The organism is Calothrix sp. NIES-2098 (assembly GCF_963875125.1).
GTDB lineage: Bacteria > Cyanobacteriota > Cyanobacteriia > Cyanobacteriales > Nostocaceae > Aulosira.
The window spans coordinates 7,077,900-7,103,272 of sequence record NZ_CAWNKJ010000001.1; the positions used below are offsets into that span (position 1 = coordinate 7,077,900).

25 protein-coding genes, 1 tRNA gene and 2 pseudogenes are annotated in these 25,373 nt (G+C 40.9%); 7 read left to right on the forward strand and 21 right to left on the reverse strand.

Annotated elements, in window-relative coordinates; all coding sequences use genetic code 11:
- Positions 1-46: 46 nt before the first annotated feature.
- Positions 47-1,459: a methyl-accepting chemotaxis protein gene (locus AACU33_RS29680; protein ID WP_096593727.1), complete on the forward strand. Its 1,413-nt coding sequence runs from the start codon at positions 47-49 to the stop codon at positions 1,457-1,459.
- A 21-nt stretch (positions 1,460-1,480) separates the two neighbouring features.
- On the forward strand, positions 1,481-2,206 hold the full coding sequence (locus AACU33_RS29685; RefSeq protein WP_096593730.1) for a flagellar motor protein: 726 nt from the start codon (positions 1,481-1,483) through the stop codon (positions 2,204-2,206).
- 59 nt (positions 2,207-2,265) lie between these two features.
- On the opposite strand, the gene AACU33_RS29690 is transcribed toward AACU33_RS29685, so the two are convergent.
- From AACU33_RS29690 to AACU33_RS29705, 4 genes are all read right to left on the reverse strand, one after another.
- The gene (locus AACU33_RS29690) at positions 2,266-2,562 is read right to left on the reverse strand and encodes a type II toxin-antitoxin system RelE/ParE family toxin (RefSeq protein ID WP_096593732.1); all 297 of its coding nucleotides are present in this window, start codon (positions 2,560-2,562) and stop codon (positions 2,266-2,268) included.
- Positions 2,559-2,747, reverse strand: a complete 189-nt coding sequence (locus AACU33_RS29695) for a hypothetical protein (protein WP_096593735.1) — start codon at positions 2,745-2,747, stop codon at positions 2,559-2,561. The genes AACU33_RS29690 and AACU33_RS29695 overlap by 4 nt, the downstream gene beginning before the upstream one ends.
- 133 nt (positions 2,748-2,880) lie before the next feature.
- Positions 2,881-2,965 (reverse strand) — tRNA-Ser (locus AACU33_RS29700).
- Between the two features lie 89 nt (positions 2,966-3,054).
- Positions 3,055-3,984 (reverse strand): TIGR04168 family protein, encoded by a 930-nt coding sequence (locus AACU33_RS29705; RefSeq protein ID WP_096595434.1) that lies wholly within the window; start codon positions 3,982-3,984, stop codon positions 3,055-3,057.
- A gap of 170 nt (positions 3,985-4,154) precedes the next feature.
- On the opposite strand from AACU33_RS29705, the gene nadA reads away from it, so the two are divergent.
- Together nadA and AACU33_RS29715 are read left to right on the forward strand one after the other, a co-directional pair.
- The gene (gene nadA / locus AACU33_RS29710; RefSeq protein ID WP_096593738.1) at positions 4,155-5,129 is read left to right on the forward strand and encodes a quinolinate synthase NadA; all 975 of its coding nucleotides are present in this window, start codon (positions 4,155-4,157) and stop codon (positions 5,127-5,129) included.
- 212 nt (positions 5,130-5,341) lie between these two features.
- A complete protein-coding gene (locus tag AACU33_RS29715; protein ID WP_096593741.1) occupies positions 5,342-6,250 on the forward strand; it encodes a GUN4 domain-containing protein in 909 nt (302 codons plus the stop codon).
- 72 nt (positions 6,251-6,322) lie between these two features.
- Here the strand turns inward: AACU33_RS29715 and AACU33_RS29720 are convergent, their stop codons facing one another.
- The 6 genes and pseudogenes from AACU33_RS29720 to AACU33_RS29745 all read right to left on the reverse strand — a co-directional run bounded on the left by AACU33_RS29720 (position 6,323) and on the right by AACU33_RS29745 (position 12,472).
- A complete protein-coding gene (locus AACU33_RS29720) occupies positions 6,323-6,511 on the reverse strand; it encodes a hypothetical protein (RefSeq protein ID WP_096593744.1) in 189 nt (62 codons plus the stop codon).
- Positions 6,512-7,138: 627 nt separating this feature from the next.
- Positions 7,139-8,110, reverse strand: a pseudogene (locus tag AACU33_RS29725) (hypothetical protein); the annotation flags it as partial.
- 636 nt (positions 8,111-8,746) lie between these two features.
- Positions 8,747-9,817, reverse strand: coding sequence for an LOG family protein (locus AACU33_RS29730; RefSeq protein WP_096593746.1), 1,071 nt, complete (start codon positions 9,815-9,817; stop codon positions 8,747-8,749).
- 453 nt (positions 9,818-10,270) lie between these two features.
- Positions 10,271-10,618, reverse strand: a pseudogene (gene trxA, locus AACU33_RS29735) (thioredoxin); the annotation flags it as partial.
- Between the two features lie 362 nt (positions 10,619-10,980).
- Complete coding sequence (locus tag AACU33_RS29740; protein ID WP_096593750.1) at positions 10,981-12,144, reverse strand: GuaB3 family IMP dehydrogenase-related protein; 1,164 nt, start codon at positions 12,142-12,144, stop codon at positions 10,981-10,983.
- Between the two features lie 196 nt (positions 12,145-12,340).
- A complete protein-coding gene (locus AACU33_RS29745; RefSeq protein ID WP_339376370.1) occupies positions 12,341-12,472 on the reverse strand; it encodes a hypothetical protein in 132 nt (43 codons plus the stop codon).
- Positions 12,473-12,774: 302 nt separating this feature from the next.
- Between AACU33_RS29745 and AACU33_RS29750 the strand changes: the two genes are divergently transcribed.
- A complete protein-coding gene (locus AACU33_RS29750) occupies positions 12,775-15,180 on the forward strand; it encodes an endonuclease MutS2 (protein WP_096593752.1) in 2,406 nt (801 codons plus the stop codon).
- A 30-nt stretch (positions 15,181-15,210) separates the two neighbouring features.
- Here AACU33_RS29750 and AACU33_RS29755 read toward each other — a convergent pair whose 3' ends face one another.
- Both AACU33_RS29755 and AACU33_RS29760 read right to left on the reverse strand, forming a co-directional pair.
- Complete coding sequence (locus tag AACU33_RS29755) at positions 15,211-15,741, reverse strand: hypothetical protein (protein WP_096593754.1); 531 nt, start codon at positions 15,739-15,741, stop codon at positions 15,211-15,213.
- 34 nt (positions 15,742-15,775) lie between these two features.
- On the reverse strand, positions 15,776-16,381 hold the full coding sequence (locus tag AACU33_RS29760) for a site-2 protease family protein (protein ID WP_096593756.1): 606 nt from the start codon (positions 16,379-16,381) through the stop codon (positions 15,776-15,778).
- Positions 16,382-17,064: 683 nt separating this feature from the next.
- Here AACU33_RS29760 and AACU33_RS29765 point away from each other — a divergent pair.
- Positions 17,065-17,670, forward strand: coding sequence for a DUF3038 domain-containing protein (locus tag AACU33_RS29765; RefSeq protein WP_096593758.1), 606 nt, complete (start codon positions 17,065-17,067; stop codon positions 17,668-17,670).
- 143 nt (positions 17,671-17,813) lie between these two features.
- Positions 17,814-19,448 carry a DUF4335 domain-containing protein gene (locus AACU33_RS29770; protein WP_096593760.1) on the forward strand — a complete coding sequence of 545 codons (1,635 nt, stop codon included), beginning with the start codon at positions 17,814-17,816 and terminating at the stop codon, positions 19,446-19,448.
- A gap of 326 nt (positions 19,449-19,774) precedes the next feature.
- Here AACU33_RS29770 and AACU33_RS29775 read toward each other — a convergent pair whose 3' ends face one another.
- The 9 genes from AACU33_RS29775 to AACU33_RS29815 form a co-directional block, all read right to left on the reverse strand.
- Positions 19,775-20,236 (reverse strand): ferredoxin, encoded by a 462-nt coding sequence (locus tag AACU33_RS29775; RefSeq protein ID WP_096593762.1) that lies wholly within the window; start codon positions 20,234-20,236, stop codon positions 19,775-19,777.
- Positions 20,236-20,622, reverse strand: coding sequence for a DUF1257 domain-containing protein (locus AACU33_RS29780; RefSeq protein ID WP_096593764.1), 387 nt, complete (start codon positions 20,620-20,622; stop codon positions 20,236-20,238). The genes AACU33_RS29775 and AACU33_RS29780 overlap by 1 nt, the downstream gene beginning before the upstream one ends.
- Before the next feature lie 39 nt (positions 20,623-20,661).
- Positions 20,662-20,871: a DUF2997 domain-containing protein gene (locus AACU33_RS29785; RefSeq protein ID WP_096593766.1), complete on the reverse strand. Its 210-nt coding sequence runs from the start codon at positions 20,869-20,871 to the stop codon at positions 20,662-20,664.
- A gap of 383 nt (positions 20,872-21,254) precedes the next feature.
- Positions 21,255-21,440 carry a hypothetical protein gene (locus AACU33_RS29790; protein ID WP_096593768.1) on the reverse strand — a complete coding sequence of 62 codons (186 nt, stop codon included), beginning with the start codon at positions 21,438-21,440 and terminating at the stop codon, positions 21,255-21,257.
- A 268-nt stretch (positions 21,441-21,708) separates the two neighbouring features.
- Positions 21,709-22,257 carry a GGDEF domain-containing protein gene (locus AACU33_RS29795; RefSeq protein WP_096593770.1) on the reverse strand — a complete coding sequence of 183 codons (549 nt, stop codon included), beginning with the start codon at positions 22,255-22,257 and terminating at the stop codon, positions 21,709-21,711.
- Positions 22,258-22,330: 73 nt separating this feature from the next.
- A complete protein-coding gene (locus AACU33_RS29800; protein WP_096593772.1) occupies positions 22,331-22,798 on the reverse strand; it encodes a GNAT family N-acetyltransferase in 468 nt (155 codons plus the stop codon).
- Positions 22,799-22,867: 69 nt separating this feature from the next.
- On the reverse strand, positions 22,868-23,146 hold the full coding sequence (locus AACU33_RS29805; protein ID WP_096593774.1) for a GIY-YIG nuclease family protein: 279 nt from the start codon (positions 23,144-23,146) through the stop codon (positions 22,868-22,870).
- 246 nt (positions 23,147-23,392) lie between these two features.
- Positions 23,393-23,866, reverse strand: a complete 474-nt coding sequence (locus AACU33_RS29810) for a TspO/MBR family protein (protein ID WP_096595435.1) — start codon at positions 23,864-23,866, stop codon at positions 23,393-23,395.
- Between the two features lie 197 nt (positions 23,867-24,063).
- The gene (locus AACU33_RS29815) at positions 24,064-25,347 is read right to left on the reverse strand and encodes an ankyrin repeat domain-containing protein (protein WP_096593776.1); all 1,284 of its coding nucleotides are present in this window, start codon (positions 25,345-25,347) and stop codon (positions 24,064-24,066) included.
- Positions 25,348-25,373 lie beyond the last annotated feature (26 nt).

Below are 25,373 nucleotides of genomic sequence, written 5' to 3' on the forward strand. Positions count from 1 at the left end.
ATTACATATTTCTGATCTATTAATAATTTCTTGAAGTTGCTGAATTATGAATCAACTTTCACTTCGCTATGGTGTATTTATCATTTGTTTCGTATTATTCTTGCTTTATTTAATTACACCATCATTTATACCTTGGTTTCCTTTTTTAATAGTTCTAGCCTTTGTGGGATTAACTGTAAAATCTACTATTGACGGTATTAGGCTAAAGAATGCTTTACTTCAACAAATAGATATAATAGAGCAAAAAATTCAGACTGAACTACTTCAGAAAGTTAAAGGTATTAGTAAAAATCAATATGAGAAAATTAATAAAATAGCTTTAATAGAAAAAAGATGTAGTGAAAATCAAGAATTAAAAATTTGGGAGAGACATAAGCGCTCTTATCAATTGCTTCCCAACTCGCTTTTAGCTCTTGGCTTACTGGGGACGTTCTTGGGTATTACAATGAATTTATTCTTAATAAGTAGGAATACTGGTGGTGAACTGCAATTACAAAAAGCCTTACCAGATATTATCGGTTCAATGGCGATCGCATTCGTTAGTAGCTTGGCTGCATTAGCGGGAAGTGTTTTTCTGACGAAGTTTCATCCTACTTATGATTTAGATTTAGAGAAGGATAAACTGCTGATTTCCTTAGAAGATTACCTTGATAATGATTTTTTTCTATCGCAAAACCAGCCAACTGTGGCAGAAAAGATAGATGTTCTAATTCAGTCTATAGATAACTATTCCAAAAGCTTAAACAGTTTTGTTACAACTCTACCGAAAAATACTCAAGATTTTCAAAATGCTGTGACAGCAGCTTCTAATACATTAAATACATCTGCTAATAATTTTCAAGCTGTAGCAAATCAGTCTTCGCAGTCGATGCAAACAGGTGCTAATGTCTTAAGCAATGCTACTAACAACTTGGCAAGATTAACAACAACATTCTCTGATATCACATCTTCTCTGCGTGACTCGACAAAATCTTTCGACAAGGCGATAGATAAATTAGAAGACTATGCAGATAATCTGCAAGATATTGGTGATGCTTTGGTTAAAAATTCTTCACAAATCCAGAGCTTAATTCAAAACAATCAACAAAACCTAACTCATGTAAGCGATCGCCTGGTGCAAAATGCTAATACACTGTCAGCAAGTAGCCAATCTTTCAATACTAATGTATCCCAGCTAACAACATCTTTAACTCAGCACACAGGACAAGTCGGCAATCACAATAATAGATTGCAGAGTTTAGCTGGAGTAATTGAAAATACTACACAGTCTTCTAATACAAATATATCGCAAGTAGTATCTGTGTTAAATCAAAATGCATCGCTAGTAAGCAACCAAATTAATCAATTACAGAATATAGCAGAGAACATTGATCGAAATGCTCAAACAATGAAGCAAATCCAGACTAATTTTTCTGATTTATTAAATGCATTAGTTCAATTGCAAAAAACTGGAGGATAGTCTCAATGGAGAGATTGCAATATGCGTAGAAGAACAAGAAGTTTACCGATGAATGATACTTTTAGCATCTGGACTTCTTTCACGGATTTAATGTCTAATGCCTTTATGATTATTACATTGCTTTTATTATTAGTAATAGCTAGAAATTCAAAAAGTATTAATGATTCTCGTATATCAACTGGTGCAGATGATAAACCAACAATCATTGAACTGCCATCAGAAAAATATAATTTCGATTCGGGTAGTGCAGTTTTACCGCGTAATTTAAAAAGCGATATTAGTCAGAATGGACAGAATGGCATAATTTTAAAAGAGATTGAAAATAATATAAATAAAATTGAAAATAGTAATAAAAAAGTTGATGTTATAGAAGTCATTGGTCATACCGATGGTGAAGAAGTTGGTTTTTTGAAGTGTAGCGATCGCGTCGGTAGTAATTTGGATACGAAACTAGAAGAAGTAGCTACTCGTAATAAAGATGTTTCTATTCTTTGTCCAGGTTCTAATGCTGATTTAGGTTTAATGCGAGCCTTAGCAGTAGTCAAAGAACTGCAAAATGTGCAACGTCAAAAAAAATCAGGACTTTTCAAACGGCTAAAGTTTAGAGCCTATTCTGCGGCACAACTACTTCTACCAGACGATCAGGGATTTGCACTACCAGATAGAAACGACAATCCCAAACGTCGGCGGATTGAAATTCGCTTCGCCCAATTGGGACAGTATAAAACTCCAGGTAATAATCGCTAATACAGTTTCACTTTACTTGGAGAATACATCTGAGAAGAAAGCATTCAATTAACCCAATATTATTCATCTAGAGAACTCGATGTAATTTGCTGTGAACCATGTATAACAGCAAGTACTTCAATTTGTTCGGGTTTAATATAATAAATAATTCTATATGAACCTTCAATCACTTCTCGAATTTGCTCGATTTCAAATTCTGATACAGTTCGACCCGACAAAGGAAAATTAGCAATCTGTTGGGAACGTCTAGTTATAAGGTCAACAACCCTAGCCGCATACTGTGGAGAAGTTTGGGCAATATAAGTATAAATTGCTGAGAGATTTTCTACTGCTGTTTCTGTCCAGTAAACATTCACTCTGGCAGTCCAAATCTTTTCCGCACTTCTTGTACAGAAATTAGATTACCAGCTTTGCTATCTGCTAGTCCAGCTTCCACAGTTTGTCGTACATAAATTTGGTACATCAAATCATCCCATGTGGAATTTTCTGGTAATCTATCAATTAATTTATGAGCTTCTTGTTTAATGTTGATATCTTTCATCAGTATTTAACCAAATACTATTTGTGCAGCTTTGGATATATTGTAGATGCAAAATAAGTGTGCTATATGGACTGTGTATATCTTTTAGGAAAGAGCCTTCTGCACTTCTATGACTGACAAAAATATGATTCAACGGAGAGGGGGAGATTCGAACTCCCGGAGGTTTTAGCCTCATCCGATTTCAAGTCGGACGCAATCGACCACTCTGCCACCTCTCCAGTAAACTGTCTAGCTTTATGTGTACCTACTAGGCAAACGCTTTCCTAAGTTAGCACAAAAGCAGACAGATAATACTATATCTCATCATCTACGCAGATTGCACTACTGGACGCGATCGCTCGTAAAAAATTTCCTCTGATACTATCTGGTAATCATTGCCCACCCAAACTAGGGAGACTTGCGACACTACACCCGCCTCTAGGGAGACTAGGGAAAAATTACGCTGCTTGTGGCTGTGGGTTTCTACTATCCTGGGTACACTAGCCGCATTCAAGTAAATTGTCCCTTCTGGGCTTTTCAGAACGGGCTTTCGCAGCGTCTTCTTAGTATGCCGTAGGCTATGGTGCATGTGTCCAAATGTCACCAGGGGAATGGTTTTACCAGCGTTGAGAGCCTGGGAAATCGCTTCGCCAAAATCTGGATCGCCAAAATCGCCGCCAATGGGGAGCCAGTCTTTGCCGCAGGGGTCTTCTGGGCGATCGCCTAATCCACTAGGCCCATTGTGTCCGAGAAAAATAATCGTGTCGTATGCAGCACTTTTGACCGCAGCCATAATTTTATCTGCTGATTCTTCCAAATCCGTGACACCGTAACGTTCTTTGCAGATGTCAGCAAATCTCCACTCTGGCCCACCCCAAGTAAAAGGACGACCTCCAACTACAGTTAGATTCCAAGCCGGAAAATCTAGCTTGCTGTAACCGACATGGGCAGGCCCCAATAAATCGAGTTGTTCCTGTACCCAGTCTTCCTTGGTGCGGTCGTAGGGACACTTTTTCCGTCCCCATTCTGTGGCAGTGTACCAGGCATCATGGTTGCCCATCACGGCTGCTTTGGGAATGTCAACAGAAGCGATCGCTCTTACCACTTCCACCGACTCATTGCCAAAATCCCCCACAAACAGCACTAAGTCCACACCCAAATGCTTGAGTGCAATACCATCTTCTACTTCCCATTGGTCGTGAACATCGCCAACTACTGCTATTTTGAGGTTTGTTGATTGTGTTATCTCACTGGTCATGCCACTGTCCTTGCCGTCTACTTCCAGGATAGGCAACTCAGCAGGATTTGGACACAAATTTGCAACATGAAGCTTTAACGATTTTTGGTAAAAACCACTATATTTTTTGGTAAAAACTACTATAATTGAATCCACAGGTCAAATACTTGCAACCCTAAGCAACCCCTACTGTGTTCAACACTGCACTTGCTCAAAGAGAAACCACCCATCCGGGTGTACTACCACTGGATTTATTTGCGGCGATTGAGAGTCTGAAAAAAGAACTCAACGCGGTGATTTTAGCGCATTACTATCAAGAGCCAGATATCCAGGATATTGCAGACTTTATTGGGGATTCATTACAACTAGCAAAAGCCGCAGCTAATACCAATGCAGATGCGATCGTCTTTGCTGGTGTTCACTTCATGGCAGAGACAGCAAAGATACTCAATCCTGACAAATTGGTATTGTTACCAGATTTGAACGCAGGCTGTTCCTTAGCAGACAGTTGTCCTGCGGAAGCGTTTGCAGCCTTTAAAGCCGCCCATCCCGATCATTTAGTAGTTTCTTATATCAACTGCTCTGCCGATATTAAAGCCATGAGCGATATTATCTGCACCAGTTCCAATGCTGTGAAAATTGTGCAGCAAATACCGAAAGATCAGCCAATTATTTTTGCCCCCGATCGCAATTTGGGGCGCTACGTCATAGAACAAACCGGACGAGATTTGGTGCTATGGGATGGTAGCTGCATCGTCCATGAAACCTTTTCAGAAAAGAAAATTGTCCAGTTAAAAATTACCCATCCCGAAGCAGAGGCGATCGCCCATCCAGAATGCGAAACTAGCATCTTGCGCCATGCTAACTATATCGGCTCTACAGCAGCGTTACTCAATTATTGTCAAAAAAGTTCTGCACAAGAATTTATTGTAGCTACAGAGCCAGGTATTATTCACCAAATGCAAAAACTAGCTCCTCAAAAGCGGTTTATTCCTGCGCCACCAATCAATAACTGTAATTGCAATGAATGTCCGTTTATGCGGTTAAATACCTTAGAAAAAGTTTATTGGGCAATGAAAAATCGGACTCCTGAAATCACCATGTCTGAAGAGATTCGATTAGCCGCTTTGCGTCCAATGCAACGGATGTTAGAAATGAGTGTTTAGTTAAATTAATCAATTAGATTTTTATATTATGTAGAGACATGATTCTATTGTGTCTCTACATATTTTTTTGCTGCGAAAGAGATTGGATTATAAGCACTAGTCTTGTGTTTAGCTTCGTTTAAGCTACTCTATTTTATGAAACTCATTGTTAAAACTCTAAACAACATGGGAATCATAGTAAAAAGATAATGTGGTAAATAACACACCCATCTATGGCCATAGCAGACCATATTTACATTGAGTGCGATTTCATCGGCGTTGTGCCATATACTCACCACGGTATTGATTGTGGTGATGGAACTGTAATTCATTACTCAGACCGTTGTATTAGGAGAGATTCAATACAAGAGTTTAGCCAAGGTAAAAAGATTTATAAAGAACACTACGATGATTGTGATTCTCCAGACATTGTCATATTACGTGCAGAAAGCAGATTAGGAGAATGCGAGTATAAGCTATTTTCTAATAACTGTGAACACTTTGCAAGCTGGTGTAAAACCGGGTTTGAGGAGCCTAAACAAATGAAACCAATACTTGGCTTGTTAGATTTTTTCAATTGGAGGATACAAGATGCAGAACGGCAAAATTTTCAAAAATTACTTAGCAAGAATAACGAAATTATTGAGAAATTAAATTCTCAATTAAAACAACAAGAAAAGGCACAACTTAAAAGCTCGCAAGAACAAGCTCTAATTACAGATAAATTTGATTATCGAATACTACAAAATTTGCTTCAAGAAGGTTATTGGCAAGAAGCTGATGAACTCACATTATATGCAATGCTCAAAATCTCCAGCAGAGAGAATGATAGATATTTTCGACCAACTGATATTTCTAACTTCTCCCGCGAACATCTATTAATTATTGATAAATTATGGCAGGAATACAGCAGTAATTTATTCGGCTTCACTGCACAAAAAGAAATTTATCAAAATTTAGGAGGAAACCAAAATTACCAACACGAAATTTGGGAGAAGTTTAGTGAAAAGGTAGGTTGGCGCAGAAATGAAGTTCCGCTATCATACGAGCAACTCACTTTTAGTAGAAACGCAGTTAAAGGACATCTACCTCATGGTAAAAAAATTGGATCTGAAGTAATAGGATTTTTGACAATTATTTAGCTTAATGTTGTCAATAATTAAAGGTGCTTTAATCCGTATGCTTGTTATTTATGCAAAGTGCAATCGCATCTCTTAAAGTAACTGCTTAACTTCCGCAAATGATACAGTCGGCTCAAAGACTCGCTCTTTGGCAATTAAACTATCATAAATATCTTCCCAAATTTCACCGTGTTCTTCCAAATCTAGTAAAACTGCGGTTTTGTTACCCTGTTCATCGATTAAAAATTGAACCGTCAACGGTATTTCTATCTCTTCTTCCACCGCTGTCCACGGTTCGCCATGTTCCTTTAAATCTATGAGTACAGCAGTATTGTTACCAAGGAAATTCTTGAGAAATTGGATACGTGAAATTTATGTTTCTAATCCGGAAACAGCTTGATTGTGATTCTCGGTCAAATCCTGAGTAGGCTGCATAGTATCCTGCAAGTCAAAGATATTCCTAAAAGCTATCTTACCTCTGAAATTTGTTGCTTGATTCAGAAGAAAGCGATCGCTATTTTTTCTAATACTTTGTCTAGCTACAGCAACTTTCTCTGCGCTCTCTGCGCCTCTGTGGTTTGATTATGATAGATGGGGAGCTTTAATCCCCATCTTTATTTAATTCCATTACTGACCCTTCTGAGCTTTTGATTTTGCCGCCTCACTAAACTGCTTATATAGTTGAACGCGGCTTTTCGCTTCTGCATAGCGACTATGATTGGTTGGCACCTGACTCATTAAATCTGAAGCCTCTTGCCACTTCGCAGCTAAAGCTGACCATTGATCTGAAGTTGTGGCTGTTTTCCCAGATGCAGAAGTTTGATTAGCAATTCGCACTGCGGCTGCAAATGGGTCATCCGTTGGAGTAGAAGCAGTTTTGGTTACAGGCGGTGGAGGAGATGCTTCTGGCTTGTTCGCTGACGATTTAGAAGCAGCTGCATATTTTTTATATAGTTGAATGCGCGTTTTAGCTTCAGGATAGCGGCTGTGGTTTGGCGACACCTGGCTCATTAAATCTGAAGCTTGCTCCCACTTACTAGCTAGCTCTAACTTCTGCTGTGAAGTTGTGGCTGTTTTACCCAATGCAGAAGCCTCGTTAGCAATCCGCACGGCGGCCGCGAATGGGTCATTAGCTGTCTGAGAAATATTGTTATTAGTAGGAATCGATGCTTGCAGTTTTACATCTGAAGATTTAGACGTTTCTGCGAAAATTGAGTTTTCCTGTTTACCGTCCAACCATGTGTAAGCGCACCAAACCAGCAAAAGAAAGGGTAAGGATAAACCAGAGACTTTGAGTAGCCCGATGAGAAAGGAACGATTTGGTATATTTTTACTCAGCAGTCTATTTTGACTCTTGTTCCGATTTCTTCTTCTAAAAACTACAGCTCGCAAAGAATTAGGCTTAGGTAAACTTACCTGAGCTAGCTCTGTCTTTGACTCTTTGAAGTTTTGCAAATCGTTAATTAATTGCTGAATCATACTTGGTTGAGGTAAAGTAATTTCCTCTGACCAAAGCAATTGATTATCGCGATCGCGGTAAATTTCCGTCAACCAAAGTAATTGCTGTTCGCGAACAATGCGACTGTTAATATTCACCCGCCGAATATTGCGTGGTGCAATAGACTCTAGGATTTGCCTGATTTTTTGGACTATAGTAGATTGCTCTAGTTGATCTACTGTATGTGCCTCACAGAGAAGTTGTAAGACACCATCCGAAAAAATCGCTCTGGTTCTCACGCCAGATTCCACTAGTTTTTCGTTCAATATTTGAATGATCGCGGCAACGCTACCTTGGTGTGCTTGCCAAGCGATATCGTTTATTCGATCTGCCATTTGTGATTTAGTGATAAATTTGCCACCCTGATTTGTTAACGTACTCATTTTATGTATTTGGGCTAGTATGTTTATGCCAAACTTCGCCTCGTTTTTGATTTTATGTGTAAAGTTACAAGGTTGACACATGAAATCTTAAAAATAAGGACGAAATTCTATCTTTAGGCAGAAGGCTTAATCTGCATCAGTTAGTTTAGTCTTCATTTCAGGTAATTGTCCACTCGTTTTGTGTGGATTATTACCTGTTTGAATACATGATATTTGCTGGTTATCATACAGCGAAAAATGGTTTTTTGGAGCGATCGCTGTTTGCGTAATTATACTAAATTTTTATGTAAATAAACATAAATTACTCTGGGTTAATACTGAGGGAAGCTGGCATACTCTTCTATCTTAGCGATCGCCACAAGAGTTTCTGGCTATCGATCGGCTTAAGTAGAAAGGTGTAAATAAACATAACTATATTACGAAAAGTAAATTTAACTAAAACCCTCTGCCTTGCCATAAGGCTTGTATACTGACAGCGATCGCACTAATCTCTAAAAACTCATTAATTCGCTGTCTAGATTACTTTAAAAATTTTTCTCTAACTTCCTAATTTAATATTGGAAAACTGTAGATTTTAATGCAGCTAACCTGACTCAACAAGCGAAAATCCGAGGGTGGCAAACCCACCCCTAAGACCTACTTCCGTTCTGGATGCCCTGTTTCTTCTACTGTATGAACACCCATTTGGTTAATAACTGCAATCATCTGATATAAGCGTCCTAAATCGCGTTGATTGAAGTACAAAACAAGCCGGGGTAATCCAACTGTTTCATCTTGACCTTCTTGAGATAGTGCCTGACTTCTTTCAATTTTTCCTTTAACAAGAATGTCGCTAAAGTCAGCATTGAGTTTTTCTACCTCAGCATTTGATAAATCTGTCGTTAGCCGAATGACCAACTGGTCGCCTACGTAACGGCTAGAGTGATAAACCTGGTAAAACCTGGTAATAGCATTACAAGCTACCTCCAGGTTGTCTGTAACCGTGTAAAGACTGGGGTCATCGGGACTAACAAGACCTGTTTTCACCAGTTGTTCATTGATGTATGTACTCCAAGACCGCCAGTAATCTCCACCAGGGCGATCGATTAAAACTACAGGGACTGGGCCAAATTTACCAGTCTGGCTCAATGTCATGCATTCAAAAGCTTCATCTTGAGTGCCAAAACCACCAGGAAATAAAGCTACAGCATCGCTCTCTTTTAAGAGAAATAGTTTGCGCGTGAAAAAATACTTAAAATTAATCAGCTTTGAATCACCCTCAATAAAAGGGTTCGCCTGTTGTTCAAAGGGTAATTGAATATTTAAACCAAAAGAATTTTCTCGCCCTGCACCTTCATGACCAGCTTGCATGATCCCACCACCACCGCCTGTCATCACCATAAATCCCAACTGAGCCACAGCCCGAGCAAACTGCACTGCCATGTGATACTCTGGGGTTTCTGGCGCTAGGCGAGCCGAACCAAAAATAGTTACTTTGCGGACGTGTCGGTAGGCATAAAAGAGTTTAAAACCCCTTTCCATGTCTGCTAAAGCAGCCGACAAGATTTTCCAATCAAGACGCTCAATGTCACTATCAGCTAGATGCACTATCGTAGCAAGTGCCTGTTTGATGAATTGCTGATTTTTTAAAGTCGGTAAACGATCGATTAATTCAGCGATGTCCGCCTGTAGAGACTCTAATGTATCAAACGACGCAGATGAAGTCATGATAACTGCTGGCACAATGGCATTATATTTTATCTAATTTTCGAGTGCTATGTATCAACTGTTGCATCGTTAGTCGATCGCCAACAGTTTTTCTATCTCGACCGACTACGCGATCGCAGTAAAAAGCACCTTTGGTTAATTATCAACCAAGGTGCTGCTATAGCTTTGCGGAATTCAAAATTCAAAAAGTTGATAAATAAAGCTTTTTGTGTATTTTGTAAACGCGTAGCAGTTTCATGCAGGCTATGGTAGCTTGATTTCCATTGCCCTATCTTAAGGATGTCCTCAACAGGAATAACAAAATTAATTTAGCTGTCGTAATCTCTAAAGATTTACCACGATAAAAAGTTTTATTGAGACGCGAGATTCGCGCCTCTCAAACTTGTTTACAAATATTGACCTAAAAACTAGAGAAAATGGAAAAATCAGAAGGATCTGACGAGCAATTGAGATTCAAAGATATTTTTCCAATGTGTTAGCTAATGTAGTTTTAGGCACGGCACCGACGACCATATCAACCTTTTGCCCACCTTTAAAAATCATTAATGTGGGAATACTGCGGATGCCGTACTGACTGGCAACATTAGGATTCTCATCAGTGTTTACTTTAACGACTTTTAGCTGACCTTCGTACTGAGAGGCAATTTCATCCACAACAGGAGCTACCATCCTGCATGGACCACACCAAGGTGCCCAAAAGTCAACCAAAACAGGTACTTCGCTGTCGAGTACTTCTTGCTTAAACGTAGAATCCGTAACTTGTGCGGCTGCTGACATGCCTAAAAACCTTTGCCAATTATATTTCTGAGTTTCGTGAAAATTCTACCATAGCAAAAACAGCTGCTTAGGAGTGAAGGATGTACATTTGCAAAGAACTCTAGAATTTATTTATAAACACATAAGGAACCGCCCGAACATAGTCCGGGCGGAGTGTGGTGTGAGGAGTGAACGGAAACATGCGTCTCCGCTATCTCTATTGTAGGCGACATATGTAATTTTTCCAGTAATTGTTTGAGACACTGGAAAAATTTCCTGAAGGATAGAAGTTGTTATCTACTAAGGATTAGGTATTTGTCCAAAGTCAAGGGTCAAAGGTCATTACTTATTTCTTTATCCCCCCTTCTCCCGGCTCCCTGCTCCCCTGCGTCTTCTTCCTTGTCCCTTTACTTGCCCATACCCAATTGCTGGGCTTTTTGGTAGACTTTGCCTTCTGTTAGTAGAGAAGGCGCAATCACAACTTCAACTTGCTGCATTTCCTTAATATTTTTGGCTCCTAAGGTGCCCATACTAGTCTTTAAGGCTCCTAAAAGATTATGGGTACCATCATCTAGTCCTGCTGGGCCAATGAGGATTTGCTCTAGGGTTCCAGTGGTAGCAACGCGAATGCGGGTTCCACGGGGTAGCACAGGGCTGGGAGTTGCCATGCCCCAATGATAGCCTCTTCCGGGAGCTTCTGCAGCTCTAGCAAAGGGAGAACCAATCATCACACCATCAGCACCGCAAGCAATGCACTTGCAAATATCGCCGCCAGTGATTAAACCACCATCAGCAATTACAGGAATGTAATTACCAGTTTCTCGATAGTAATCATCGCGTGCGGCGGCACAATCTGCGATCGCAGTCGCTTGGGGTACGCCGACACCCAACACACCACGGGAGGTACAAGCTGCACCAGGGCCAATCCCTACCAGTACGCCAGCAGCCCCAGCTTTTAACAGATTCAAAGTCACTTCGTAAGTTACGCAGTTTCCCAAAATTACGGGAATGGGCATAGAACGGCAGAATTCTGCCAAATCTAATGGCACAACAGACTCAGGCGAGAGGTGTGCAGTAGAAACTACCGTAGCTTGTACAAAAAATAAATCCGCCCCAGCTTTGGCTACTACTTCGCCATATTTACTTGCTCCGGCTGGCGTAGCACTGACTGCGGCTATCCCACCTTGTTGCTTAATTTCCTGAATACGTTTTTCAATTAATTCTGGCTTGATTGGTTCAGCATAGAGTTCTTGCATCAGGTGGACAAATTCATCTTTGCCCACAGCAGCAATCTTATCCAAAATCGGTTCTGGATCGGCATAGCGTGTTTGGATACCTTCTAAGTTGAGAACTCCTAATGCTCCTAGCTGCGATAAACGTACAGCCATGCGCACGTCGACTACGCCATCCATAGCACTAGCAATGATTGGAATTTCTCGCTCAATATTGCCGATGCGCCACCTGGTATCTGCCAAACTCGGATCGAGTGTTCTGTTACCAGGTACTAAAGCAATCTCATCAATTCCGTAAGCTCTCCGAGCCGTTTTTCCCCGCCCAAGTTGAATGTCCACGCTTAAACTTTTCTCAAATCTGTTTAAGCTAGGGTATCAAATTGTGGGTGAAGTTGGTGCGATTTTTTTATAAGTAACTGTCAAGATGCAGACAATTGAGAGACAGAGAAAAATCAAGAATCTGCTTTTGTATTGTTTTCCCTAAAGGTTAATGTAGGATTAATTTGTCAGGAAATATAACTTGATGTGTCAGTTATTACGCGTTAATGATTTGTGGTAGTTTTGCTGGTAATTTTGTCTCAACGGTGCTAACAATTCTGGTAGCAAGGTTAGCGTTAGAGATAGGTTTTTCTCTGGGAATTTTTGCTGGTATGCCTGCTGTTGCCACTAATACACGATTTTGATTAGCGGCTACTAAAATACGAATTGCTTCAGGCTAAAGGGTAATGGCAGCCAAATGAAAGGTTTAGGGCTGAACAAAGGGTAAAAAGTTGCAGTTTTAAAATCAAAATTAGGGCAAATTCAGCATATGACAACATTTCTTGGCATCGCTAGCTGTTTCATCATTTCTCTGGCATCCCTGCTACCTAGAATCCCCTGTTGTTGTCTGTCAGAATCTGAATAAGAAAACAGTATTAGCTGTTTAGTGGCTAGAATTGTTACGATAAATTCAGATTAGATATTGAAGCCTTGATCCAATCTGAAACCTTAGAACTACTAGAATGGAATCGCCTCTGCCAGCATCTTTCGACCTTTGCGGCAACTAAGTTAGGGGCGATCGCATCGCGTCAGCTAAAAATTCCCGACTCTCAAGCGGAAAGTACGCAGTTGTTGGAGCAAACAAAAGAAGTCTACCAACTGGAAAGCCGTTTATCTCCCAGCCTATCCTTCGAGGGAATCCAAGATATTGGTGATTCTCTGGAACGGGCAGAACTGCAAGGAATCTTGGCAGGGGACGAATTATTAGCGATCGCTACCACCCTCGCTGGCAGTAGGAATTTACGTCGTGTAATTGATAACCAAGAAGATTTACCCATCCTGACGGAGTTGGTTGCCGAGTTACGGACTTATCCCGAACTTGAGCAAGAAATTCACCGTTGTATCGATGAACGGGGACAGGTAACAGATCGCGCCAGCCAAAAGCTAGGGGAAATTCGTACAGAACTGCGGAGATTACGCAGCCAAATTACGCAAAAGCTGCAAAATATTTTACAAGCAAAATCTAGCGCAGTTCAAGAACAACTGATTACCCAAAGAGGCGATCGCTTTGTTATTCCTGTCAAAGCGACACACAAAGACGTTATCCCCGGTATTGTCCACGATACCTCTACCAGTGGAGCCACGCTCTATGTGGAACCCAATAGCATTGTACCCGTAGGGAATCAATTACGCCAAGCAATTAGAAGAGAGCAGACAGAAGAAGAAGTAATTCGCCGCGCTTTAACAGAGCAAGTAGCAGCCGTTAAACCTGACTTAGAAAGGTTATTAGCAATTGTTACTACCTTGGATCTGGCTACAGCCAGGGCACGTTACAGTTTTTGGCTAGGAGCCAATCCCCCCAGATTTATCAACTGGAACGAGCAAGAGAGTATTACTCTGCGGCAGTTGCGTCATCCGTTGTTAGTATGGCAGCATCAACACGAACAAAGCCAACCAGTAATTCCGGTTGATTTATTGATCAATCCAGAAATTCGGGTAGTAACTATCACCGGGCCAAATACTGGCGGTAAAACTGTCACCTTAAAAACCCTCGGCTTGGCGGCATTGATGGCTAAAGTGGGTTTATTTGTCCCCGCCCGCGAACCTGTAGAAATACCTTGGTTTAACCAAGTTTTAGCAGATATTGGTGACGAACAATCCTTACAGCAAAGTTTATCGACTTTTTCAGGACATATCCGCCGGATTAGTCGGATTTTGGAGGCGCTAGGTGGGGAAAGAGGGGAAGATGAAGAAGTCATATCTCCCTCATCCCTAGTATTACTTGATGAAGTCGGTGCAGGAACCGATCCGGCTGAAGGTAGTGCTTTAGCGATCGCTCTTTTACAACATCTAGCCAGCCACGCCCGACTAACAGTAGCGACAACTCACTTTGGCGAACTCAAAGCGCTGAAATACGAAGATGCGCGATTTGAGAACGCTTCTGTAGAATTTGATGAAAGTACCCTATCACCAACTTATCGGTTGCTGTGGGGAATACCTGGACGTTCCAACGCCTTGACAATTGCCCGTCGCTTGGGGCTAAAACCAGAAGTTGTCGAACAAGCAAAAACCCATCTGGGAGGAGCAACAGACGAAGTTAACCAAGTGATTGCTGGCTTAGAAGCGCAACGCCGCAGCCAAGAAACCAAAGCAGCGGAAGCACAAAAATTGTTACAGCAAGCAGAACGTTTATATAAAGAAGTTTCCGCCAAAGCCGCAAATTTGGAAGAAAGGGAACGTACTTTAAAGGCTTCGCAAGAAGCAGCAGTGCAACAAGCGATCGCCCAAGCTAAAGGTGAAATTGCCCAAGTGATTCGTCGCTTGCAGCAAGGTACGCCTACCGCCCAAGACGCCCAACAAGCAACTAACGCCCTCAATCAAATTGCGCAGAAATTCCAGCCAGCCACGCCAGCAAAACCCAAAGCTGGATTTATGCCCAAAGTAGGCGATCGCGTCCGGCTTTCTCAGTTTGGGCAAACAGCAGAAGTATTAGTCGCCCCCGATGACGATGGTGAATTGACTGTTCGCTTTGGCATCATGAAAATGACAGTCAAGCTGGAAGACGTGGAATCTTTAGATGGGCAAAAAGCTGAACCGATTGTCAAACCAAAACCAGCACCACCAGCAGTTACTCCACCAACACCACCAGCCCTGGCAATCCGGACTTCCAAAAATACAGTCGATTTGCGCGGAAAACGTGTAGCTGATGCCGAATTGCTTTTAGATAAGGCAATTTCCGAAGCTATAGGCCCGATATGGATCATTCACGGACATGGTACTGGCAAACTGCGGCAAGGCGTACATACCTATTTGCAGCAGCATCCTAGAGTGAGTCACTACGAAGCCGCAGAACAAGTAGATGGCGGTAGTGGTGTCACTGTTGCTTATGTAGAATAAGCAAAATGTAGTGCGGGTATTGTGCCCGCATTACAAGGCACAACTAGAATTAGAAATTGGATAAGCAAAGGCAAATTTAGATAAAAAAGCACTGCTGATTACCAGTACAGAAAGCAGTCCAAAAATTATGTATATAAATATTAGAAAATCTTTAGGTATGCGTTTAAGATAACGCTCAATAACTGAAAAATAACCACCCAATCCCCAAGAACCGAAACTTATTACAATCAGTAACCGAGCTAATAAATTATATACATCAATCAAAAGAAAACTTTTTTCTTTTTTACATTGATAATGTTTTCTCTCATTTATACCTAAACTTAGAGAAAACCGAGCTTGTGATTGGTAATATGGTATTTTTACATTGATTTTATCTAATTTAACTGAGGAAAAATCCAAGTTTTTGGCAGGGTTTAAATCATGCAAATCATTTGGGAGATGCCGACTTTGAGAAGATAGTAACAAATGAATTCTTGCTTCTTTTGCAACAGATATATCTATATTAGCCAAGCTAATAGCAATGCTTATAGCAGCTAAGATAATTGCTTGTTTGAATATCACAGAAGTTATTTTTATTTAATTAAAAATATTTAATTTAGCGCAAGCCTATAGCAATAATAAAATTTGCTATATAACCTAATGTTGCCCCTATACCGGGAATCAAAAACAGTAGAAACAGAGCTAATGAAGCAAATTGACTATTCTCCAATGCTTTTAATTTCGGAAAAATTTCACTGAAAACATAAAAGCCATCCAGCGGTGGCAGTGGTATAAGATTAAATAAAAATAAGATTAAATTTATCCGTGCTGCCATATAAATGAATTCTACACTGGCAATTTGCCTGAATGGAGAATACAAAAAAAATTTGCATAACGAGATACATAAAATTGCCAAAGCCAAATTACACAAAGGCCCAGCAGCAGATACCAAAATGTTACTTAGCTTTCCCCAGCGAAACTTATAAGGATTAACAGGCATTTTTCCCCAAGCAATACCTGCAAGACAAAGAAAAATTATCGATTCCCAACCCATATGCACCACAGGGTTCGGTGTGAGATGGCCAGTTCTTTCTGGTGTATCATCACCCTGACTCATAGCAGCCCAGCCATGAGCCAGTTCGTGTAAAGTTATGGAAATAATGACAATTACAACAACTCTAAAAAAATGTATCGGATTGGTAAATAGTGTGTTGATGAACATATTACAAATAATTTTTAAGACACATTCAAAAAGCTTGATTTCGCTGAAGAGAAAGCATACAAAAACAGGTATTAGAGCAAAACTCCAATACTTAGCATTGCTAACAAGATGATGATTTTTATGATGTTTGATGAATGCCTATTACTGAGAAAATTTTATACGAAATGTACCAATTCCCTGAGGGTAAAAAAACTGAAACAAAAAGTAGCAGAAAAATTAAATATATAAGTAATTACCCTTTATTAGCTCGCTAGTGAAAATAAGATAATACTTAGATTATTAAGTAGATAAATACACCGATCGTTCTCTGTTTCTTTTGCTGGTAAAAGATAACAGTGGGCAATCGAGGCAGCGATCGCTATAAAATAAACGATCGATTGCTAATGATTAATTGCCTATTGATTATTAGCGATCTCTGATTTAGCTATTTGATAAGGTTTATTTATACTTTTGCGATCAATAAGCAGTTAGAACTATAGACGTCTATATGGTGAAGTAATTATATTTCCACTTTGTAGAAAATAAATTTTCCTTTAGAGTAAGACAGAGATACATGCTGATTACCGAAGTGAGAAAAGCTAACTGAAGCTTCTGACTAATATAGCTATAGGAAACTAACCTGAATGCTTGAGAGTCTGTTTCAAAATGGGTAACAGCAACCGTCCCTATTAGCCCGATCACCTATGCTAAAAGTTATGCACTCGGCCACAAATTCAGCCACTCCAAATTCGCAGTGGGAGGATCTAATCAAGCTCCCAGCCCCAAACTCAGTTCAGTGGGACAATATCAAAACCCAGTTGGACTTAGTGCTGTTGGCGCTGGAAACTCTAACTGGCATTGGTTCGGAGGCTATGCTCTCGGCAGCAATCGATCTGAATTTGGAGTCAAGAGTGCCAGACCGCGTAGCTTTATGGCGATTGCGCCAGTCGAATCCGTTACGCAAAGGTCAAGGAGGGCGAAAAAAACTTGATGTAGAAGAAGCGCGATCGCTAGTTCTCATCATCTGCTACCTTGCCAAACAGCACCAAGAATTAATTCGCCGTGCTGTCGGTCTATTAGAACAAATGGCGGAAAATAATCAGGAACCTCATCAGACCGCGTTACTTGGAGACTATATTGATGCTTTCTGCAACACTTACCAAGAACGAATGGAAGAGGACGAGGAAATCTCTACAGATTTACTTACCCATCTGGCACTCAAACTGCTGGTAGATTTACTATTTTACAGCGCCCCTGGCGGGCACCGTCGTTTGTGGTTAGCACTCCTAGACCGTTCCACAAAATTTTAGATTTTGCGGAAATTTGAGCCATTGCAGTGGATGGGTTCCTCAGCTTGAAGCACCTGGCGTCAAACTTTCCAAGACGGATTTTAGATTGCTCCTCCAAAATCCCAAATCCAAAATCACCAATCATCTCCTTCGCAGTTTCTGCCATGCCTCTATCAAATTCTGTCATTCGTCGCTACACACCCCCCACTTGCACATTAGAAGTCTTGGCACAAGACTCACCTTTGTCCCGGTGGATGGGAAAAACTGTTCTCAAGCAACTAAGCTTTGAGTTGCGTTTTGACGATCCGCGACTACCAGAAGAGAGCAGATTCCCAATTCGGGGCGATCGCGACCAACTTGAAGCTTTGTGTGATGCAGTCACAAGCTATGTTCAGGAATTTCTTCACCAATCTCCAGAAAGCTTTTGGTTCAGTTTTGCCGGGCCGCAAGACTCCAGCAAAGTAGCTGATGACTCACAATTAACAAATTTTCAGCCTGCTTCTCTACCAGCTACTAAGACATTACAATCTTTTCCTCCTCAAATACCACAAACAAAAATATATCTAGAACCAAGCAGCTATTTGAATCACAAGCTGTTTCTTGGTTCCTTAGCTAACCAGGCATCTGGGCCAGTCATTCAACTCAGTCTGCTGCAACTATTCGACTTGGCAACTGCTTTAGATGAATACTCGGCCGATATCATGGCGTTACCTACTCTAGAAAGTAGTCGCAGTTCGACTGTTAGCTTCCCAACTTGGGCACCTGTAGCAGCTGTACTAGTATTAGGTGTGGGTTTATTACCAGTTACTTTGCAATATGTTAATAACACTCAGCCAAAACAGCAAAAGATTGCCAAACAACCCACTACTGAATCTGCACCAATTGCTCAATCTGTGCCTTCACCTAACCCGCAAGCTGAACTTTTACCACCAGACAGTTTACCCCCACTGCCACCTGTAGGCTCTACCCAGCCAATCCCGACTACTAAATTGCCCACAGCGGCTAATCCTAACCTTTCCAGCAACTTACCTACTTTATCTAATCCTAGCTTCCCTACATCTCCAACAACTGTTGGTTCTTTACCTAAGGGTACTACTGTGCCATCTTCTGGAAGTGCATTGAATCTACCTCAGAAGACAAGCCCAACTCTTCCTACTAATTCTCAGTTTGGAGTACCTAGCAGCATTGGCGGACAGCAAATTGCCATTCAACCAAATCCTACACTGAATCGTCCCGGAGCAGTTAGCCCAGCCGATATTGCTTTGCCTAAAAAGCGAGAACTACCACCAAGTCTCTCTCCTAGCAGAGATATTATTAGCCCAAATATCTCAACAACTGCTCCACCACTTCCTACCATACCCAATCGCACAGCAAGTTCACCAAAGCTGGACGGAGAATACAATCCTACTTCTATCACCTCTCCAGTTAGAGGTAGTAGTAATCCGTTAGTCGAGAGATTGAGAAATGGACAAAAAACTTCTACTTCCACCCAAGTAGCTACGGACAACACATTATTTGATACACCTCAGGTAGCAGAAGCGAGACAATATATCCAAAAACGTTGGCAACCACCGGCTGGGTTGCGACAAACACTAGAGTATAGTTTGATGGTAGGTGTTGATGGTACTATTGAACGCATTTTTCCTTTAAATAAAGCAGCCAGAGACTTCGTTGACAGTGCTGGAATGCCTAATTTAGGAGCACCCTTTGTTTCGCCAAACAAATACGGCCAAATGGTCAGAATGCGAGCTGTACTTAGCCCAGATGGCAAAGTGCAAACCTTCCCAGAAAGAGAATAATTTTAGGGAAGATGCTGATGCCATTTATCAAACTCTGCGTCCCTAGAATGGGATATGGGTGATGGAGAATAGAACCCAATGTGCGAAAAAGAATTATACCCAGCCTCTACTGAGAAACCCTTGTGGCATCTAGCTTTCTAAGTTTTGAATTGTGAATTGGGAGAATGGGATTATGCATTAACCAAGATAGTTAGGACAATTAATTTCTCCAACAGCTTTTAGCAAGGATTTCATCATCAAGAATCTTCAATATCAAAATATAAATCGCAAAAAAACAAAAGAGGCTGGTAAAACCAGCCTTTAATTTTTTAATTGCACTTGATATTTTAATAACGGGATTTTTTGGTTTTTAACTTTTGCTTTTTACGCCGCCGTTCTGTAGAAGCAACAGCATGTTCAACTGGATAACCTACAACAGGGATTACCTGATATTTGCGTTCCTCTTCTAACTTTTTCAGTTCTGTGTAATCAACCCAGTGAATGCAATCTACGGGACAAGTATCTATTGCTTCTTGAATGACTTCTTCTGCGTCTCCATCCTGACGAACTACACGCGATCGCCCATAATCTGGTTCAATGTAAAACGTATTACGAGCAACATGAGCGCAGTGCTTACAACCAATACAGGTGATTTCGTCAACATAAACACCCTTTTGCCGTAGCATTCCACCCAATTCCGGCTCTAAACCAGAGCGTTCTGGCGCATCCCGTAAAAAACCGCCTAATTCTGGTTCTAAACCGGAACGATTTTCTTCTTGTTCTTCCGGTGACGGCAGAAAATCAGCCATTACGCACTCCAGCGTTGTACTACCAGGCGAATCGAACCATCTTGTTGTTGTTGTTGTTCAGCAACTTGAAAGCCAACACGAGAAGTTTCTTTCAAAACTGTTTGATAAGCATAGCGCTGAGTTACTTGGCGCAAAAATCCATCTACAGAAAGATTTTGTTGCCAGTATTGCAAGTCAGCCACCAATTCATATTCTTGGCCATTCCATCTAAAGCCGATATCATAGCCGTTTTCTTGCTCAATTGAGATTTCGGCGGGATGGGTTTTACCGCGATAGCCACGTACCTCACGCGGGCCAGGTTTCCAGTCTATACCCAATTCTGTTAAAGCATCTTTTAAAGAGTCGAGGTTACGGATTTGAGTTTTGATTTGGCTAAAATGTGACATGGTGGTTGTGAATTAACGACACTAAACTATTTTGAACAATTACCAATCACTCAAAGAGGTTTGCGTATTCGCCACACCGGATTGCTGCACCAAAGTGGCAAAGAATTCCGAGGTTGGCTCATGAGTAAGTACTAGTCCCAGCTGCGCTTCTATGGCTGCTGTGACTTCAGCACAAGAAGCACCCACAATGCCAGTGACTTTCTCTTGTACCCGACCATCTGGATAAATTATGAACTCTAATGTCTCCATGCTCTTGGCCAACCACGATAGTACGCTTAAATTTTATTGCCTCAGCTGATGGCTAAATATATAGCCGTCGGAACATTTCACTTAGATACAAACTTGCCATTTGTTAACTAATGTTCCATCTCTCAAAATATATATCTCAGAATTTTTACAAAAATTATTAAATTTGTAAGTCTACACATCGGTCATTAGTAAGTCTCTCGTAACCTAATAGATTAGTCAAGCTCAAAATGGGGTTGGCAAGGGAAGTGAGAAAAGCTCTAAACACAGGCATTAGCGGTAGTATAGCCAGCTAGTGTATTCACAAAACTATAAAATTTATTGAAAGTCTTTATCATTACCATTTTGTTTATGCTAATTCTTTCTGGGGTTATTCAGCCATGCAACTACTGACTTATACCACCAGATTCAAACAAAACTTTGATAACGCTGATAATAGCTTGATGTATTGGAAAGCCAGCTATAAGTAGCACAGTTAAGCTGACTAAGCCTAAAACACCAATATCAATCACTGTAATTTGTATTGGGAAGATAGATTTGTAACCAATCATCAAAGCAAAACCGATAACCACGGAGATCGAAAATCTGAATTCCTGAAACCAAGCAAATTGATGTGTGGAAGTTGATTCTTAATCAAGTTTTGATTTTGCTTGCGACTCAAAAGCAGCGAAATCAGAGTCATAAGGAACAGGCATAACACTGTTGCGTTAACTCGAATTGCTAATAGTTTAACTAGACTTTGGACGATAGCGATCGCGCACTATATCAATTAGTAAGGTGTTTGTTTGTCAGTGTAGGGTATGCGATCGCACTGATGCTCAACCCAAAAAAGCTGCATTTCTAATAATTGTTTTCAAACTCTGCTAAAGTCAGCACACCTCCATGCAAATGCTTACCACCTCGCCACATCGCTTTCTCCGCTGCTATATATAAAGCACCCAAATCCGTACCATGTGCTGGATAAAACGCAATTCCGCATGAAACTGTAAAAGAAGCCTGAATCGTCAAAAAACTTTTATCAGGCAATAAATAAAATCTTTCTAATGGGGGAACAGAAGAAAACTCCTGTTTGATTTGGTTCCAAACCTCTCTGGCGATGGAAACAACTTCAGCCATTTGTCGTTTACTGAGAAAAACGACAAACTCATCTCCGCCAGATCGGAAAACCTCTGCATCTTCTGGAATTACCCGCGCAATGAGATTAGCAAGCTGTTTAAGTTTTTCATCAGCTTCTTGAAAGCCGTAATGATAGTTAAAGTAGCCCAATCCATCAACATCTAGCAAAAGAAAGCCAAACTGCTCTTGTTCGCTTGCTAACTGTTCAAAATACTTTGGTAGCAAGCGAGAAGAGGGTAATCCTGTTAAGAGGTCATTCTGAGGAGTTTCCATCACCGATTAACTCTAACAACTTAAATTAAGCTTGGCGATCGCAGTTTGAAATTTTTTATGCTTTTACCATCGCTCACGGAGTCCACATCAAGAAACATCGATTACCTTTCTGCTCTGTGATGTCTGCACCTAAGCGATAATAAAAATTCAAACCGCGAATATTACGAACATCAGTGTTCCATGCAATATGAGTACAGTCATTTTGATTGGCGATTTTAGCAACATGGCTCATCAATGCGGCTCCGGCTCCTTGGCTTCTCATTTCTTCATCTACATATAAATCATCGAGCCAAATACTCGGTTGACCTGCAAATGATGAATACCTAAATCCATACAAAGCAAATCCAATTTCGCATTCTGCAATCTCTGCAAACAAAACGTAAGAAAAAGGAATTTTGCCAAACAGTGTTTTGCGTATTTTGGCTTCCGATACTTGTAACTCACCAGAGAAAGCGCCTATATTGCGATCGAATTCTGCCTTCTTCTTGATGAACGAGAAAATCAGCGATACATCATCAGGGATAGCTGGTCTGACTCTCATCGATTAACTTTCAGGCTTTTGAGGATTATTCCTTTCACAGTTTAACTCGATAGCGATCGCGCTACTGATTTATTTATTGTATTCAGGTTTAATGATATCCTTCCATTTCTCGACTCGCTGCTGCATCAGTGATGACTCATTAGGAGTTACTTCCAGAATTCCAGAAATGAAAGCTTCTTCTCCAAACTGTTGATAGTCATCAATAAACTGTTGGTGTCTGCTGCGACCAAAAGAACCTCTTTGAAGTTCTCGCTTGTTTGCTTCAAAACGGTACTCAAGATCTTCACTATAGCCTATATACCTACGTCCATTGACTTTATTAGTCATTATGTATACGCCACTTGTCATCGCTAAATCCTATAAATATTAAATATCATCATTATAAGTGCTGTAAAAAATTTATCTCAACTGTAATTATCGGGAGGTAATTACTCCTATTGTTTTGTGATGCGATGGCTAGCGCAATTACCTTATCGGTAGTCTCAGTGTACCGACATACTTAAAGACCACAGATATTCATTTATGTTTATCTGTGGTTTGATCTTTTTTCAGCGGTTGAGCTTAATACACCGTTTTCAAGGTAGTAGCACGCTACTAAGCATCTTCAGGATTTAGATGTCTTAACTCGTCAGTAGTGTATGTCCCGATAGGACTCCAAACTAAATAAGGAACAAGTAATAGCGCTGCTACCCAAGAAATTGGTAAAACGCAAATTGCCAAAACCACACTTAAAATTAGACCGCCTAACCCAATCCTTTCCCCTACTTCCAGACTCCGTAACCTCAACATTAGCGGAATGTAAGCTACGGTGATAATTTCTAATAACAGGTACAAACCCATTAGCAGCCAAGTAATTCCACTTCCGGGATTTTTTTGCCAGATGATATTAGCTGAAGCTGCACCGCAAACAAAAATTACAGTCCAAATTAGCGGTATTAGTGGCTCAAAAATTAGCCATTGGGGACGACTTAACAGTGCAAACCATTTGACATCATGGGGTGTGATCAAGAAACTACCAAGTGCAATGAAGAATGTGACAGCCCCAATTACTATCCAAGATTCAACCATGCTGTTCACCTCTACTTGTAAATTTTGACAAGCCATACATACACTGCAAGTTTGGCAATTGCAGGCAGAGGTTAAATCAGTCGTGGGTGAGAATCTTCACCTCTATATTTAGGGATGGTTGGTAACGTGATTTAATTGTTACGAATTTTGGAATAGTATGGCGATCGCGGCTATTAATCCAAAATATAAAATTGGTCTCACTCTTGTGCCCCAGCTTTTTGCAGACTCCGCACTATATTTCTAAATCCATTAAATTCGGCAATCATCAAAGCAGTATAACCGCCGCGATTTTTCAAATTTACATCAGCACCAGCTTCGAGTAATGCTTGTACTGAATCATGGAAACCGCCTGAGGCAGCCCACATCAAGGCTGTTGCTCCGGCTGAGTCTTGAAAATTCACATCAGCCCCTTTAGCTAGTAGTAGCCGCAAAACCGCTGGGCGATTGCGTTGTGCTGCTTTAAGCAAGGCTGTTTTTCCATCTTCTGCTGGAATGTTGGGATCGGCACCATAATTTAGCAATACTTTCACTGTCTGGCTGTGCCCTTGGGATGCAGCTAGAGTTAAAGGTATCTCTCCGAGATTTTTGTCTTGAATATCTCCGCCGTGCTGTACTAATACCTCGACAATTTGGCTATGTCCTTGCAAAGCTGCTAAAAGCATGGGTGTATCGCCCAGGTGATTTCTAATTTGCACATTTGCGCCTCGGTTAAGTAAGGCTTGCACTATATCTAAGTAGCCTTCCACAGCAGCAAGGTGTAGGGCAGTTTCACCATCACTATCTTGATGATTAATATCAATGTCTCTATCCAGTAAAGCTGCGACAATTTCACTATTTCCTGCGGCTACTGCTGCTGATAGTGCAATTCCACCATCCCGATCTTCTACATTTACATCAACCCCAGCGGCTAATAGTGTGTTCACAACTGTTAGATGTCCCAAGTCTACCGCTATTATTAACAGCGTCTCTCCTTCTTCATCTTGGATATTGACATCTGCACCACTTTGGATGAATGCTTCTACAACTGCTGCGTGTCCGTGCTTCACTGCTAGCTTTAAAGCTGTGTCATCATCTTTATCTGTAACGTTAACCTGGGCACCAGCAGCCAGTAAGACTTTGACTACATCTACATAACCTTTGAGCGCGGCTGCCATTAATGCTGTACTGCCATCTTCATTAATAGCATTAACATCTGCGCCTCTAGATACTAAAAGCTTGACGATATCTAGTTGATTGGCGCTAGCTGCCAGCATCAAAGCCGTCAAATGGTAACGTTTTCTGGGTAGGTTAATATCTGCCCCAGCATCTAGGAGCGATCGCACAATTTCGGTGTAGCCTAAATTAGCTGCAAACATTAATGGTGTTGTACCATCGCGATCGCATACGTCCACCTTAGCACCAGCAGCCAGTAGTGTCCCTAGCCGCTTGATATCGCCGCTTTTAGCCGCTGCAAGCAGCAACATATCCTTGTTTTCAGTCATGGAGAAATCCCGCACAGGCGGTTTTT

What these genes read in the sequence shown, in the direction of transcription:
- AACU33_RS29680 (WP_096593727.1), top strand. Translation starts at nt 47, where the DNA reads ATGAATCAACTTTCACTTCGCTATGGTGTATTTATCATTTGTTTCGTA.
- AACU33_RS29685 (WP_096593730.1), top strand. Translation starts at nt 1,481, where the DNA reads ATGCGTAGAAGAACAAGAAGTTTACCGATGAATGATACTTTTAGCATC.
- AACU33_RS29695 (WP_096593735.1), bottom strand. Translation starts at nt 2,747, where the DNA reads ATGAAAGATATCAACATTAAACAAGAAGCTCATAAATTAATTGATAGA.
- AACU33_RS29705 (WP_096595434.1), bottom strand. Translation starts at nt 3,984, where the DNA reads ATGACCAGTGAGATAACACAATCAACAAACCTCAAAATAGCAGTAGTT.
- AACU33_RS29715 (WP_096593741.1), top strand. Translation starts at nt 5,342, where the DNA reads ATGGCCATAGCAGACCATATTTACATTGAGTGCGATTTCATCGGCGTT.
- AACU33_RS29730 (WP_096593746.1), bottom strand. Translation starts at nt 9,817, where the DNA reads ATGACTTCATCTGCGTCGTTTGATACATTAGAGTCTCTACAGGCGGAC.
- AACU33_RS29760 (WP_096593756.1), bottom strand. Translation starts at nt 16,381, where the DNA reads ATGTTCATCAACACACTATTTACCAATCCGATACATTTTTTTAGAGTT.
- AACU33_RS29765 (WP_096593758.1), top strand. Translation starts at nt 17,065, where the DNA reads ATGCTAAAAGTTATGCACTCGGCCACAAATTCAGCCACTCCAAATTCG.
- AACU33_RS29770 (WP_096593760.1), top strand. Translation starts at nt 17,814, where the DNA reads ATGCCTCTATCAAATTCTGTCATTCGTCGCTACACACCCCCCACTTGC.
- AACU33_RS29775 (WP_096593762.1), bottom strand. Translation starts at nt 20,236, where the DNA reads ATGGCTGATTTTCTGCCGTCACCGGAAGAACAAGAAGAAAATCGTTCC.
- AACU33_RS29780 (WP_096593764.1), bottom strand. Translation starts at nt 20,622, where the DNA reads ATGTCACATTTTAGCCAAATCAAAACTCAAATCCGTAACCTCGACTCT.
- AACU33_RS29785 (WP_096593766.1), bottom strand. Translation starts at nt 20,871, where the DNA reads ATGGAGACATTAGAGTTCATAATTTATCCAGATGGTCGGGTACAAGAG.
- AACU33_RS29795 (WP_096593770.1), bottom strand. Translation starts at nt 22,257, where the DNA reads ATGGAAACTCCTCAGAATGACCTCTTAACAGGATTACCCTCTTCTCGC.
- AACU33_RS29800 (WP_096593772.1), bottom strand. Translation starts at nt 22,798, where the DNA reads ATGAGAGTCAGACCAGCTATCCCTGATGATGTATCGCTGATTTTCTCG.
- AACU33_RS29805 (WP_096593774.1), bottom strand. Translation starts at nt 23,146, where the DNA reads ATGACAAGTGGCGTATACATAATGACTAATAAAGTCAATGGACGTAGG.
- AACU33_RS29810 (WP_096595435.1), bottom strand. Translation starts at nt 23,866, where the DNA reads ATGGTTGAATCTTGGATAGTAATTGGGGCTGTCACATTCTTCATTGCA.
- AACU33_RS29815 (WP_096593776.1), bottom strand. Translation starts at nt 25,347, where the DNA reads ATGACTGAAAACAAGGATATGTTGCTGCTTGCAGCGGCTAAAAGCGGC.